The following is a 12,708-nucleotide window of genomic DNA, read 5'->3' on the forward strand; positions in this document are numbered from 1 at the left end:
GCGTCAGCGCACCTCGGGTCCGGGCGTCAGCGTCAGGTCGGCGGGGCGGCTCGCGGTCATGACGAGGCGCACGTTCGGCATGTCGTTGCCGTCCATCTTGAGGGCGAGGGCCTCGGGCGAGAGGTCGGCCCAGCGTTGCAGCAGGCGTCGGCGCACCTCCGCCTCGTCGACGCCGAGCATCACCGTCAGGTCGAAGTGCGGCGCCAGCGCCGGCCAGGGGGGCGCCGCCAGCAGCAGGTAGTTCCCCTCCACGATCACCAGCCGCGCGGCCGGGCCGATGATCGCCGCCCCGGCGCGGGCGATCTCGATCGCCCGGTCGAAGACGGGGACCGCAACCGCGCGTCCGTCGTCGGCCGCGAGACGGGCGAGCGTTGCGGCCAGTCCGTCGACGTCGAAGGTGTGCGGGGCGCCCTTGCGGGGGCGCTCGCCCCAGGCCTCCAGCACGCGGTCGTCGTAGTGGAAGCCGTCCATGCCGAGGACGGCGACGGCCTCCGCCCCGGCCCGCATTGCCACCGTGCGCGCCAGCCAGGCGGCGAAGGCGGACTTGCCGGCACCGGGCGGCCCGGCGACGGCGACGATGGTCCGGCCTCCACCGGCCGCCGCCGCGGCAAGCCGGTCGACGAGTGCGCCGGCGGTCGTCTCCTGCGTCACACGCCCTCCCCGCACCGCCTACGGCACGAAGCCGAACATCCGCGGCGCCCACATGAACGACTCGGGCACGTAGGTCACGATGCCGAGCACCACCAGCATGATCGCCAGCATCGGCAACAGCGGCGGGATCAACTCCACCATCGAGATCTTGGCGATGCGGCAGCCGACGAAGAGCGCCGTCCCCACCGGCGGCGTGATCAGCCCGAAGGTGAGGTTCACCACCATGATGACGCCGAGGTGGATGAGGTCGAGCCCCATCGCGTCCGCCAGCGGCAGCAGGATCGGCACCAGCATGATGAGCGCCGGCGTCAGGTCGATGAAGAGACCGGTGACCAGGAGCAGCACGTTGATGATGAGGAGAAGCAGGTAGCGGTTCTCCGTCAGCCCCAGCACGTTCTCCGAGATCCACTGCGGCACGTTCTCGTAGGTGAGGATGAACGTGAAGATCGACGTCGTGGCGATGAGGAAGAGCACCACCGCGGTGGTCACGATGCTCTCCCACATCAGCGCCGGCAGCTGGCGGACCTTGATCTCGCGGTACACCACCATCGTCAGGAAGAGCGCGTAGACCGAGGCGATCGCCCCCGCTTCCGTCGCGGTGAAGACGCCGGTGGTGATGCCGCCCAGAATGATGACCAGCGTCATCATGCCGAGCCCGCCGTCGACGACGCGGTGCAGCTTCTCGCGCCCGGTGAGCTTGGGGGTGCGGGTGTCGTGGTAGAGCCGGCCGTGGACATAGGCCACGAGCAGCAGCCCGCCGCCGATCATGATGCCCGGCGTCAGCCCCGCCAGCAGCAGCCCGCCGACCGAAACCGAACTCGCGATATAGGCATAGAGGATCATCGAGATCGACGGCGGGATGATCGGCCCCATGGTGGCCGAGGCGAGGGTCAGCGAGGTGGCGAAGCGCTTGGTGTAGCCGTCCTTCTCCATCGCCTCGATCATCATGCGGCCGATCGAGGAGACGTCCGCCACGGCCGAGCCGGAGACACCGCCGAAGAGCATCGAGGACATGACGTTGATCTGCGCCAGCCCGCCCGGCAGGCGTCCGACGATCACCTCCGCCAGACGCACCAGGCGCCCGGCGACGCCGCCGTTGGCCATCACCACCCCGGTGAAGACGAAGAAGATCACCGCCAGCAGCGGGAAGGAGTTGATGCCGAAGATCATGCGGCGAACGATCGTCATGTTGGTCATGACGTCCATCGACATGGCGGCGATCGCGGAGGCGATGCCGATGGCGAAGGCGATCGGCATGCCCACCAGCAGGAGGACGACGAAGGTCGCGAACAGGATGAGAACCGTCATGGCGTCACTCGTAGAGCGGCGTCGCGGCGGGCGCGCGTTCGGTGCCGAGCCAGAGGTTGAGCTGGTTGCGCACCGCGAAGAGCATCATCAGCCCGCCGGAGACGGGGGCCGCGGTGTAGAACCAGATGTTGGTGTACGGCAGGGAGGTCATGTAGTCGCCGCCGAAGCGCTCGGCGAGTTGCGCGCCATAGACCAGGAGCACCGCCCCGAAGGCGATGATGCCGAGGTCCAGCAGGGCCGCCAGCACGCGGTGCGCGGTGCCCTTGAGACTGTCGTGCAGCAGCGTGAAGGCGACGTGGTCCTTGGCGTCGACGCCGGCCGCCGCGCCCAGGAAGCCGACCCAGATCAGCAGGTAGCGCGGCACCTCCTCCGACCAGGAAAACACGTTGTTGAAGCCGTAGCGCATCACCACGGTGAGGATGACGATGCCGAAGAGAGCCGTCGCCTGGAGGAGCGCGACGACGCGCACCAGCCAGACGACGGCATCCACCGCTCGGTTGAAGAGAGCCATCGCGGCCAACGTCGCGGTCGGATCAGTACTTGGACCCGCTGTCGAGCAGGTAGCCCACCTCGTCGGCGACGCCCAGCGCATCCCCCTGCTCCTTGAGGAGCGGGGTCACGGCGTCGATGAAGGGCTGCTTCTCGGGCGTGATGATCTCGGTGAAGAGCGGCTTGAGCTGCTCCAGCGACATCTGCTCGGAGGCGGCCCAGGCGCCGCGCATGTAGGCCTCGGCCTCGTCGGCGGCCTTCTCGATCGCGGCCTGCTCGTCTTCGCTGAGGCTGTCGTACACGTCCTGCGACATGATCAGCATGTCCGGGATCCGGGCGTGTTCGTCGATGGTGTAGTAGTCGGACACCTCGTAGAACTTCATCGAGAAGACGGACGGGTGGTTGTTCTCCGCCCCGTCGACGACGCCGGTCTGCAACGCGTTGTAGAGGTCACCCCAGGCGATCGGCACGCCCGTGCCGCCCATCGCCTCGATCATCTTGACCTGCACCGGCGAGGCCATGACGCGGATCTTCTGCCCGGCGAGGTCGGCCGGCGAGCGGATCGGCTGGTCGGCGAAGAAGTTGCGCGCGCCCGAATCGATGAAGGCGAGCACGTGGATGCCGCGGTCCTGCAACGGCTCGACGAAGGCGTCGGCGCGCGACGAGGTCAAATAATCCCAATAGTGGTCCGCGTTCTTGAACAGAAACGGCAAGGAAAACATGTCCATGCGCCGGTCGATCTGCGACAGGTTCGACGCCGAGACGGTGACGAAGGCGAGCGTGCCGTCCCGCATGCTTTCGACCGATTCCACGGCATCACCGAGGGCACGGGCATGGTTGACGTCGATCTTGATGGCACCGTCGGTCAGTTGCGCGACCCGATCGGCAAAGAATTCGTGCGTCATCGACACGGGGTGAGCGGGCGGCTGAACGCCGTTCAACTTGAGTGTCTTCTGGGCGTGGGCGCTGGTAACGGATGCGACCAGCAATGCAGCAATCGCTGCCGTTCGCATGATTTGCATGCGTGACATCCTCCCTAAGATTTCATGCCGCGCTCTTCGGCGTGGTCTGGTTGACACACCAGCAGATTTCGGGAGCCTCGCCAAGAATGAAATGAGGTTTCCATGTTACGAATCAGCGTTGTCGGGCTGGGAATGGCCGTCAAACCGCACGCTAGTGCGTTGTTAAATCTTGGCGATCAGGTCGAGGTCGTGTGGGGCGCCGCGCGGTCGGAGGCCCGCACCGCGGCTTTCGCCCAGGCGACCGGCTTCCCCGTCACGACCGACGTGACCCGCGCCCTCACCGATCCGGCGATCGACGCGGTCCTGCTGCTGACCCCGCCGGACACGCACCTCGCGCTCGGCCGCGTGGCGCTGGAGGCCGGCAAGCACGTGCTGGTGGAAAAGCCGCTCGACCGCACACTCGCCGACGCGCAGGCGCTGGTGGCGCTCGCCGCGGCGCGCGGGCGCACCCTCGGCGTCGTTCTGCAACACCGCTTCCGCGACGCGGCGTTACGGCTGGCCGCGCTGGTGGATGCGGGCGAACTCGGCACCTTGGCGCTGGCCAGCGTGACGGTCCCCTGGTGGCGCCCGCAGAGCTATTACGACGAGCCGGGCCGGGGCACCCTGGCGCGGGACGGCGGCGGCGTCCTGGTGACGCAGGCGATCCACGTAGTGGACCTCTTCCGCGCGCTGACGGGGCCGGTGGAGGTGGTGGCCGCCGACGCGACGACCACGCCCGCCCACCGGATGGAGACGGAGGACACCGCCACCGCGCTGCTGCGCCTGCGCGACGGCGCGCCCGGCGTCATGCTGACGACGACGGCCTTCTACCCCGGCCTGCCGGAGCGGATCGAGATCGCCGGCACCGAGGCGAGCGCCACGCTGACGGGCGACGCGCTGGAGGTGCGCTGGCTGGACGGCCGCACGGAGACGGTCGCGGCGGGCGATTCGGGCGGCACCGGCGCCGACCCGATGGCCTTCTCCAGCGAGCCGCACCGCCGCCTGATCGCCGATTTCGCCGACGCGGTGGCGACCGGCCGCCCCCCGCGCGCCTCCGGCGAGGAGGCCCTCGCCACGCAGCGCCTGATCCACGCCGTCATCACCCGCGCCGGCGCCCCGACGCCGTGACCGACGGCAGGGCCGCGCCGCCGCCTTCCGGCGGCGCACCGCCGCCCGGCGTCAGTCCGCCAGGTAGTCGTACACCACTTCGCCCAGGCCCAGGGTGAGGTCGGCGATATAGTGGCTGGCGGAGACGACGCCGTGGACCGGCAGCTTGGCGACGTCGCACATCGCATGCTCGAAGAACTGGAGCGCCGCGGGGCCGGTCCAGGCGCCCTTCAGCGTGACGTCCTCCATGTAGTAGCGGACCAGCTCGCAAATGCGCGGCGTCCCGTCGACGTGCGGGATGATCTTGATGAGGAAGGCCGGCTTCTCCATCCCCTTGGCGACCGGCGCGAGGTCGGCCTCGACGTGCTTGTAGCCCATCGTCGCCACCACCACCGGGATCGAGCCGTAGTGCAGCGTGCACACCAGCGTCTCCTTTTCGTGGCGGATCACGGGCGTGGCGAGCTTCTTGGGGAAGCCCCACAGCTCGCGCCCGCCGGCGATGGGCGAGTTGTCGTCGAGGTACATGGCGTGGACGTAGCCGCCTTCCTGGACCTCGCCGGACGGCGTCGTGAAGCGGACCGGGATCACCTGGCCGGTCTCCGTATAGTCACCGAAGCCGGTGGAATCGGGCATGCGGATGAACTCGTAGGCGACCGTATCGCCCACCACCTCGAGCGGCTCCGGCACCACCTTGCGCAGGAGCTCGGGGTCCGTGCGGTAGGTGATGACGATGAACTCGCGATTGTAGAACTTGTAAGGCGGCCGCGGATAGGCCGGGTTGTTCAGCGGCATCGCGAAAGCGTTGGCGCGCACGTCGGCGATCTTCATCGTGATCCTCGTTGCTGCAGAGAGGTCGAACCGGGGCCGCGCGCACCGGGCGCCTGGGGCGTCAGTGCTCGGCGATGTCGAAGGTGGCGATCCCTTCCGGGTTCTGCGGGCGCGCCAGCGCCTCGGGGAAGCGCAGGGTGCGGACCATGTCGGCGTAGCCGGCGGCCCAGTGCTCTTCCATGGTCAGGCGCGAGAACTCGTAGTCCTTGGAGGCGCCCTCGTAGTTCTTGGCGTGGTAGATCAGGTGGACGATGTTGTAGACCTTGTCGTCCGCCTCGGCGATCAGCGCCTTCAGCTCCGGGTCCTCCTCCAGGGCCGCGGCGTCGGGCACCTGCTCCAGGAGGCGGCCCAGCGCGCGGCGCATCCGCTGCATGCGCGTAAAGGCGTCGGTCGCGGCGCGGGTGCGGCTGGAGAAGCGGATGTCCTTCTGGCGCACCTCCTGGGCGACCAGGTCGCGCGGCATCTCGCCCTTGGCGCTCCAAAGATCCACCTGGAAGGCCAGCGTATCCTTGCGCGGCTTGTTCTCCAGCACCCATTGCAGCGGCGTGTTGGAGACCAGGCCGCCGTCCCAGTAGGGCTCGCCGTCCACCAGCGTCGCGGGGAAACCGGGCGGCAGGGATCCGCTCGCCATCACGTGCTCGGGGCCGATCTCGTGGGTGGTCGTGTCGAAATAGGTGAAGTTGCCGGAGCGCACGTTCACCGCCCCCACGCTGAAGCGCATGTCGCCGGCGTTGATTCGGTCGAAGTCGACGAGGCGCTCCAGCGTCGCCCGCAGCGGCGAGACGTCGTAGAAGCTCTGCGCCTCGACCGTGCCGGGGGGCGAGAAGTAGGGCGGCACCAGGCGCGGGGTGAAGAAGGTCGGCGCACCGGCGACGAGGTTGCCGAAGGCGCGCATCTGGTTCACCAGCGAGTGGGCGAAGTCGCCCTTCGGCGCGGTGAAGCCCATCGCCCGCATCAGCTCCACCGGCGGCCCGAGCGGTGCCGCGGTGACGCCCTCCCAAAAAGCCTTCAGCGCGTCGACCCGCTTCTCCGGCGGGTTGCCGGCGATGAGCGCGGAGTTGACGGCGCCGATGGAAATGCCGGCCGTCCAGTCCGGATGCAGGTTCGCCTCGGCGAGGGCCTGGTAGACACCGGCCTGATAGGAGCCGAGCGCGCCGCCGCCTTGCAGCAGCAGGGCGATCCGCTCGAACGGGACGGTCTTCTGCATCCGAGGTTTGCGCGTCGACATAGGGGGCCCTGCTCACTTCGCTCAAACCGTCATCCGGTCGGCAAACCCTATCCGCCCGGGCCCACATCCGAAAGCCGGAAGGTGCCATGTTCGCGCGAACTGGTGTCGAAACATTTCATGCATGGGTTATATTGCAACGACTTGCATGCCGCGCCGGCCATCGGCGGCGCAATGGCGGTGAGACGATCGGCCCGTCGACCGCGGTGCCGAGTGGTCCTGGTTTTGCATGCCATCGTGCGGATTGCGTCGTGCCGCCGGTCGTGCCCCGGTATTGCTGCGTGCGCCGCCAACCGCCAAACAGGAGCATCCGCTTGAACACCCGCCACACGATCCGCGCCCTCGTCGCCGGCACCGCGCTGTCGCTGTCCGGCTTCGCCGCCCACGCCCAGGACACCAAGGTCAGCTTCGTGCTCGACTGGGCCTGGCAGGCGATGCACGGTCCCTTCCTCATCGCGCTGGACAAGGGCTACTACGAGGACGAAGGCCTCGACGTCACGATCGACCGCGGCTTCGGCAGCGGCGATACGATCTCCAAGGTCGCCTCCGGCGCCTACGACATCGGCTTCGCCGAGGGCACCGGCCTCTTCAAGTTCAACACCGACAATCCCGAAGAACGCGTCATCCAGGTGATGGTCATCAACGACCAGTCGCCGACGGGCGTCATCTCCATGGCGGACGCCGGGATCTCCGAGCCGGGCGACCTCATCGGCAAGAAGATCTCCGCCACGCAGAACGAGGCGACGGTGCTCACCTGGCCGGTGGTGGCCAAGCTGCACGACCTCGACCCGGAGGGCGTCGAGTTCCTGTTCGTGGAGCCGAACCTGCGCGACGCGATGGTGCTCCAGGGCCAGGCGAACGCGACCTTCGGCTTCGCGACGACGACGGTCCTCAACATGGTCGGCACCGGGCTCGACCTCGACGAGATCGGCTACACCACGTTCGCCGAGTGGGGCCTGAAGCCTTACAGCTCCGGCATCCTGATCAAAGCGTCCTACGCCGAGGAGCACCCCGAGGTGGTGAAGGGCTTCGTCAAGGCGACGATGAAGGGCCTGATCGAGATGCTGGAAGACCCGGAAGAGGGGCTGGCGCTTCTGAAGAAGCGTGAGCCGCTGGTCGACGCCGAGGTCGAGGCCGCGCGCTGGGAACTCGCCAAGGAGCTCTCGATCGTGACGCCGGACGTGATCGAAAACGGTATCAGCGAGGTCGACCCGGAGCGCTTCGCGACCGCCGCGCGGCAGATCGCCGAGGCCTATGGCATCACGCTGACGCCCGAGTCCGAGAACTACTTCGACCCCAGCTTCCTGCCGCCGCTGGAAGACCGCCGGGTCCCGGACGCGGCCAAGTAAGGCACCCCCGCCCCACCAAAGGAAAAGGCGGCCTCGCGGGGCCGCCTTTTTTTGTGTCCGTCCTCGGAGGCTTCAGCCGCCGCCGGCGTCGAACCGGGCAGTCTGCCCGCGCGTCGCCCACCCGGTCGTGCGGGTCTCCACCGCGGCGAAGGCGGTATAGATCGCGACGCCCATCACCGCGACCACGAAGAGCCCGGCGAAGACCAGCGGCACGTCGAACCGCGAGGAGGCGTTGAGCATCAGGTAGCCGATGCCCGCATTGGAGGCGATGGTCTCGGAGATCACCGAGCCGACGAGGGCCAGCGTGATCGCCACCTTCAGCGAGGCGAAGAAGTAGGGCATCGAGCGCGGCAGGCCGACCTTGAAGAGGATCGTGCGCCGCGTCGCGCCCAGCGAGCGCAGGACGTCTTCCAGCTCCGGCTCGACGGTGGCGAGTCCGGCGGCGACGTTCACCGCGATGGGGAAGAAAGAAAGCATGAACGCGGTGATCACCGCCGGGATGGTGCCGATGCCGAACCAGATCACCAGGACCGGCACGATCGCCACCTTCGGCACCGAGTTGAAGGCGATCAGAATCGGGTAGAGCGCCTTGTAGAGCATGCGCGAGTAGCCGACCGCGACACCGAGCGCGAGCCCGCCCAGGACGGCGAAGAAGAACCCGAGGATCGTGGTGTAGAGCGTCTGCCCGGCGTGGATGAGGATCACCTCCTTCCACTTCCACAGGCTGGCTGCGATGTCGGTCGGCGCGGGCAGCACGAAACGCTTGATGTCGAACACCCAGCAGGCGAGCTGCCAGACGATGAGCGTCGCGCCGGCGATGACCCAAGGCGCGGCGTTCTCGCGCGCGGCGGATGCGCGGGTGTCGCCGTCGTCCTCGAGCTCCAGGTCGAAATCGGACACGTCGGAGGTGGTGGGGTCGGTCGTCATGCCTGGCGCTCCCGGCCGATATGGTCGCGCAGATCGTGGACGATCTCCACGAACTCCGGCTTGAAGGTGTCCTCCAACGTGCGCGGGAAGCCGAACGGCACCTCGCGCGTCGCCACGATCCGCCCCGGCCGGGCCGACATGATGTGGATCGTGTTGGCGAGGTAGACCGCCTCCCTGAGGTCGTGCGTCACCAGGATCACGGTGAACTTGCGCTCCATCCACAGCTTCTGCAGCACCCCCCACAGCTCTTCGCGGGTGAAGGCGTCGAGGGCTGCGAACGGCTCGTCCAGCATCAGGAGATCCGGCTCGTGGATCAGGGCGCGGCACAGCGAGGCGCGCTGCTGCATGCCACCGGAGAGCTGCCAGGGCGAGCGATCGCCGAATCCCTCGAGGCCGACCGACCGCAGCAGCGCCTCGGCCCGCTCCTTGTACATCTTGCGCTGGCGGCGAAGCTGGCCACGGTGCGGGTCGACGATCTCGAGCGGCAGCATCACGTTGTCGAGCGTGTTGCGCCAGGGAAGCAACGTCGGGTTCTGGAAGGCCATGCCGGCGATCTTCAGCGGCCCGTCGACCGGCCGGCCGTCGACGCGGACGGCGCCCACGGTCGGGCGCATCAGCCCGGTGACGAGCTTCATCAACGACGACTTCCCGCAGCCGCTCGGCCCCACCACGGCGACGAAGTCGCCGCGCGCGACGTTGATTGTCGCGCGGCGCAGCGCCAGCGTCCGGCCCGGCCCGCGCCCATAGGCGAGGCTGACATTGTCGATCTCGACGAAGGCGTCGCCGGGTGGCGCCGGGGCGCCTTCCTGCGCGACAGATTCGGCGACTGCCATCAATTGACGTTCCTTTTCAGCACAGCGGGTTCGGCTGGATGGAACGCAATGATCACGCCACCCCGGGCCGGCGAACCGCCGCAGCCCGAGGCCGCCTCGCAATGGTGAAAGGCAGGCCGCGGTACGGCATGCCATCTGGTGTCACGTCCACACGCGAACGTCGAGCGCCATGGCCGCAGCCGTGGTCTGCACGCCGCCCCCGCGGCGCCGCCCTACTGCGCAGCGAGGCCGAGCGAGCCGGGGTTCATGCGCCCGTCCGGGTCGACCGCGCGCTTGATGTCCTCCAGCAGCGACCAGGTCGCGGGCGCCAGCACCTCCTTGAACGGATAGTCGCGCGCGACCTGCCAGCTGACGCCGCCGTGGCCGGCATAGAGCTCCTGCGTGCCGCGGCGCAGGCGCGCCACCGCGTCGCGCGCCGCGGTGTTGGCCGGCCGGTCCAGCCACGGCTTCACCGTGTCGGCGCCGACGCTCCTGGCGTGCAGCGGGGTGATCTCGTCGTGCCAGTAGAAGGCGGGCTCGATGAAGAACTCGTTGCCCACCGTCATCGACATCACCGAGTAGGTGATCCCCTGCGCCTCCATCATCGTGCGCTGGCTCGCGAAATAGGCGTCGTTGGCGGCGACCACCTCGTCGGCCTTGCTGAGCGGGAAGACGGCGTGGATCGGCACCCAGCGCTCGCCGTTGAGCCCCAGCATACCGCGCACCGGGCCGAACGGCTTGGAGCGCATGACCCGCGGGACCGAGTTGTCGATCTCCACCCCGTGGCGCGCGCCGATCGCGCGGACGGCGGCGAGCGAGGCGTCGAGCGCGGCGCGCGTGTCGCCCTCCAGCACCAGATGGAGCGTGAAATTGTGCGCCTTGATGAAGGAGGTGCCGGCGGTCGCCACCTTGGCGGCGTCCTTCAAGCCCGACAGCAGCGTCTTGCCCGACGCGGCGACGTTGCCGAGCGAGCGCAGTCCGTCGGAGATGCGGTTGACGCTGGCGGAGTGCTCGGCCTTGTTGCGGTCGATGCCGAAGCCCTCGCACACGGCGCCGGTGCGGGCGATCTCCACCTGCGCTGCGGCCATCGCCGCCATCGTCTTGAAGCCGAAGGAGAGGAAGTCGACCTCCGCCGGGCGGGGGATCAGCGCCAGCGTGGCGGCCAGCTTCACGCCGAACGCGCCGTTGTCGCCCAGGAAGAGCCCCGTCAGGTCCGGTCCGCCGTAGCGTGTGAAGGGCTTCGCGCCGACGCGCCCGCCCGACCCGGTCGTCACCACGCGCCCATCCGCCAGCGCGACCGTCACGCCCAGAACCGTGTCGGCCACGGTGCCGTGCCGCGCCGAGCCGAAGAAGGCGCTGTTTTGCGACAGCGCCCCGCCGACCGTCGCGTTGACGCCCGACAGCGGCCCCCAGTAGCGCGTGCGCAGGCCGGTTCCCTCCAGCGCCGCGTTGACCGTCTCCCAGGTACACCCGGCCTCGACGGTGATGTAGCGGTCGTCGGCGTTCACCTCGACGATCCGGTCGAGGCCGCGGCAGTCGATCACCACGCTCTCGGGGCGCGAGGGCAGGTAGCCCTTGGTGTAGCTCATGCCCCCGCCACGCGGCACGATGTCGACCCCCGCCTCGGCGGCCGCGCGCACGGCCGCCGCCGCATCTTCGCGCGTCGCCGGCAGGATCACCGCCAGCGGCTCGATCTCGGGCTGCCAGAAGACGTCGTTGGCGTAGTAGGCACGGGTGGCGGCGTCGGTCAGGACCTTGTCGTCGCCGATCTCGCGGCCGAGCGCGGCGAACGCGGGCGGCCGCACCTCGGTTGTCGGTTGCGCAAGCGCCATCAGTCCCTCCCGTCGATAATCTCGTGTTGATTGACGGCCGGAACGGCATCCAGATGATGCGATCAGCCGTATTTTGGACCCGGCTTTTGTGCCGATAGCCAAACTCATCGGATCATTCTATGACAATCGCGTCAATAGACGACACGCGAACCATCGACTACCATGAGGCAACAAGACGGTGAACACACCTGCGGACCACGCCATGACCGAACCGTCCAAGCAGAACATCCGGGCGGTGTCGCGCGCGCTCGCGGTGCTGAACTCCTTTTCGCAGAAGCGGAGCCAGACGCTGGCGGACGTCACCAACGCGACCGGGCTCGACAAGGGCACCACCCGCCGCCTGCTCATCACATTGATGGACAACGGCTACGTCGCCCAGGACCCGACCACGCAGCAGTACCGCATCGGCCGCGCGCTGCGGATGCTGGCGGCCGACGTGCCGGACGGCTTCGACCTGCGCTCGGTCGCCAACCCCGTGTTGACCCAGCTCGCCTCGGAGCTGCCGGTGACCGCGTTCGTGTCGGTCTATGACGACGGCGACGTCGTCTGCCTCGACCGCCTGCACGACATGAAGGGCATCGAGGTCCACTGGTGGGCCGTCGGCGGCACGCTGCCCTACAATTGCGGCGGCGCGCCCAAGCTGCTCCTAGCCTACCAGAGCCCCGAGGAGATCGAGCGCGTCCTCACCCGCGAGCCGACGCCGATGACCCGCGCCTCCATCGTCGACCGGGACGTGTTGCGGGCGCGTCTGAAGGAGATCGCCGCGCAGGACTACGAGTTCGCGATCGACGACGTGGCCCTCGGCCTCACCGCGCTGGCCGTTCCGGTGCGCGCACCGGGCGGCGGGATCGCGGGCGCCATTTCCATCGCCGGCCTCACCCCGCAACTCGTCACCGAGGACGGCCAGGCGCCGGTGCACCTCGAGGACCTGCGCGAGGCGGCGCGGCAGATCGAGCGGCGCATCCAGCTCGCCGGGGCCGAGTAGCGGCGGCTGCGGCACGCCGTTTCACTGGATGACATGAGTTTTATCAGTTGACCTGCGTCTCCCGATAGAATAGCTATAAACAAAATAAAACGTAGTCGTCCGGGAAGAGCGCCTCATTCATCACGGTCCCTCTCCACGCTGACCGCGAGGACGAGGCGCTCCCGACGATTCGCTGCCCGCGTGCCTGAGAAACG

The 12,708-nt window shown here is 68.5% G+C and carries 12 protein-coding genes; 3 read left to right on the plus strand and 9 right to left on the minus strand.

Annotated features, from left to right (window positions below; all coding sequences use genetic code 11):
* Positions 1 to 3: 3 nt before the first annotated feature.
* The 4 genes from MRB58_RS04000 to MRB58_RS04015 are packed head-to-tail and all read right to left on the minus strand — an operon-like array spanning position 4 to position 3,389.
* Positions 4 to 651, minus strand: a complete 648-nt coding sequence (locus tag MRB58_RS04000) for a nucleoside/nucleotide kinase family protein (protein ID WP_371747229.1) — start codon at positions 649 to 651, stop codon at positions 4 to 6.
* Positions 652 to 669: 18 nt separating this feature from the next.
* Positions 670 to 1,959: a TRAP transporter large permease gene (locus MRB58_RS04005; RefSeq protein ID WP_244780417.1), complete on the minus strand. Its 1,290-nt coding sequence runs from the start codon at positions 1,957 to 1,959 to the stop codon at positions 670 to 672.
* Positions 1,960 to 1,963: 4 nt separating this feature from the next.
* Positions 1,964 to 2,470, minus strand: a complete 507-nt coding sequence (locus MRB58_RS04010) for a TRAP transporter small permease (RefSeq protein WP_244780418.1) — start codon at positions 2,468 to 2,470, stop codon at positions 1,964 to 1,966.
* A gap of 22 nt (positions 2,471 to 2,492) precedes the next feature.
* Positions 2,493 to 3,389: a TRAP transporter substrate-binding protein gene (locus MRB58_RS04015; RefSeq protein ID WP_244780419.1), complete on the minus strand. Its 897-nt coding sequence runs from the start codon at positions 3,387 to 3,389 to the stop codon at positions 2,493 to 2,495.
* Between the two features lie 183 nt (positions 3,390 to 3,572).
* Here MRB58_RS04015 and MRB58_RS04020 point away from each other — a divergent pair, with 183 nt between their 5' ends.
* Positions 3,573 to 4,577, plus strand: a complete 1,005-nt coding sequence (locus tag MRB58_RS04020; protein WP_256461703.1) for a Gfo/Idh/MocA family protein — start codon at positions 3,573 to 3,575, stop codon at positions 4,575 to 4,577.
* A gap of 51 nt (positions 4,578 to 4,628) precedes the next feature.
* On the opposite strand, the gene MRB58_RS04025 is transcribed toward MRB58_RS04020, so the two are convergent.
* Both MRB58_RS04025 and MRB58_RS04030 read right to left on the minus strand, forming a co-directional pair.
* A complete protein-coding gene (locus MRB58_RS04025) occupies positions 4,629 to 5,384 on the minus strand; it encodes an acetoacetate decarboxylase (protein ID WP_244780421.1) in 756 nt (251 codons plus the stop codon).
* Between the two features lie 61 nt (positions 5,385 to 5,445).
* Complete coding sequence (locus MRB58_RS04030) at positions 5,446 to 6,591, minus strand: patatin-like phospholipase family protein (protein ID WP_244780422.1); 1,146 nt, start codon at positions 6,589 to 6,591, stop codon at positions 5,446 to 5,448.
* 332 nt (positions 6,592 to 6,923) lie between these two features.
* Here MRB58_RS04030 and MRB58_RS04035 point away from each other — a divergent pair, with 332 nt between their 5' ends.
* Positions 6,924 to 7,958 carry an ABC transporter substrate-binding protein gene (locus tag MRB58_RS04035; RefSeq protein ID WP_244780423.1) on the plus strand — a complete coding sequence of 345 codons (1,035 nt, stop codon included), beginning with the start codon at positions 6,924 to 6,926 and terminating at the stop codon, positions 7,956 to 7,958.
* A 72-nt stretch (positions 7,959 to 8,030) separates the two neighbouring features.
* Here MRB58_RS04035 and MRB58_RS04040 read toward each other — a convergent pair whose 3' ends face one another.
* The 3 genes from MRB58_RS04040 to MRB58_RS04050 form a co-directional block, all read right to left on the minus strand.
* Entirely contained in the window at positions 8,031 to 8,885 is an 855-nt protein-coding gene (locus MRB58_RS04040) for an ABC transporter permease (RefSeq protein ID WP_244780424.1), read from the minus strand.
* Entirely contained in the window at positions 8,882 to 9,718 is an 837-nt protein-coding gene (locus MRB58_RS04045; RefSeq protein WP_244780425.1) for an ABC transporter ATP-binding protein, read from the minus strand. Before MRB58_RS04045 ends, MRB58_RS04040 begins: the two co-directional genes overlap by 4 nt.
* A gap of 212 nt (positions 9,719 to 9,930) precedes the next feature.
* A complete protein-coding gene (locus MRB58_RS04050; protein ID WP_244780426.1) occupies positions 9,931 to 11,529 on the minus strand; it encodes an FAD-binding oxidoreductase in 1,599 nt (532 codons plus the stop codon).
* Positions 11,530 to 11,731: 202 nt separating this feature from the next.
* Here MRB58_RS04050 and MRB58_RS04055 point away from each other — a divergent pair, with 202 nt between their 5' ends.
* Positions 11,732 to 12,514, plus strand: a complete 783-nt coding sequence (locus MRB58_RS04055) for an IclR family transcriptional regulator (RefSeq protein WP_244780427.1) — start codon at positions 11,732 to 11,734, stop codon at positions 12,512 to 12,514.
* Positions 12,515 to 12,708: the final 194 nt, after the last annotated feature.

The organism is Acuticoccus sp. I52.16.1 (assembly GCF_022865125.1).
Taxonomy (GTDB): Bacteria; Pseudomonadota; Alphaproteobacteria; order Rhizobiales; family Amorphaceae; genus Acuticoccus.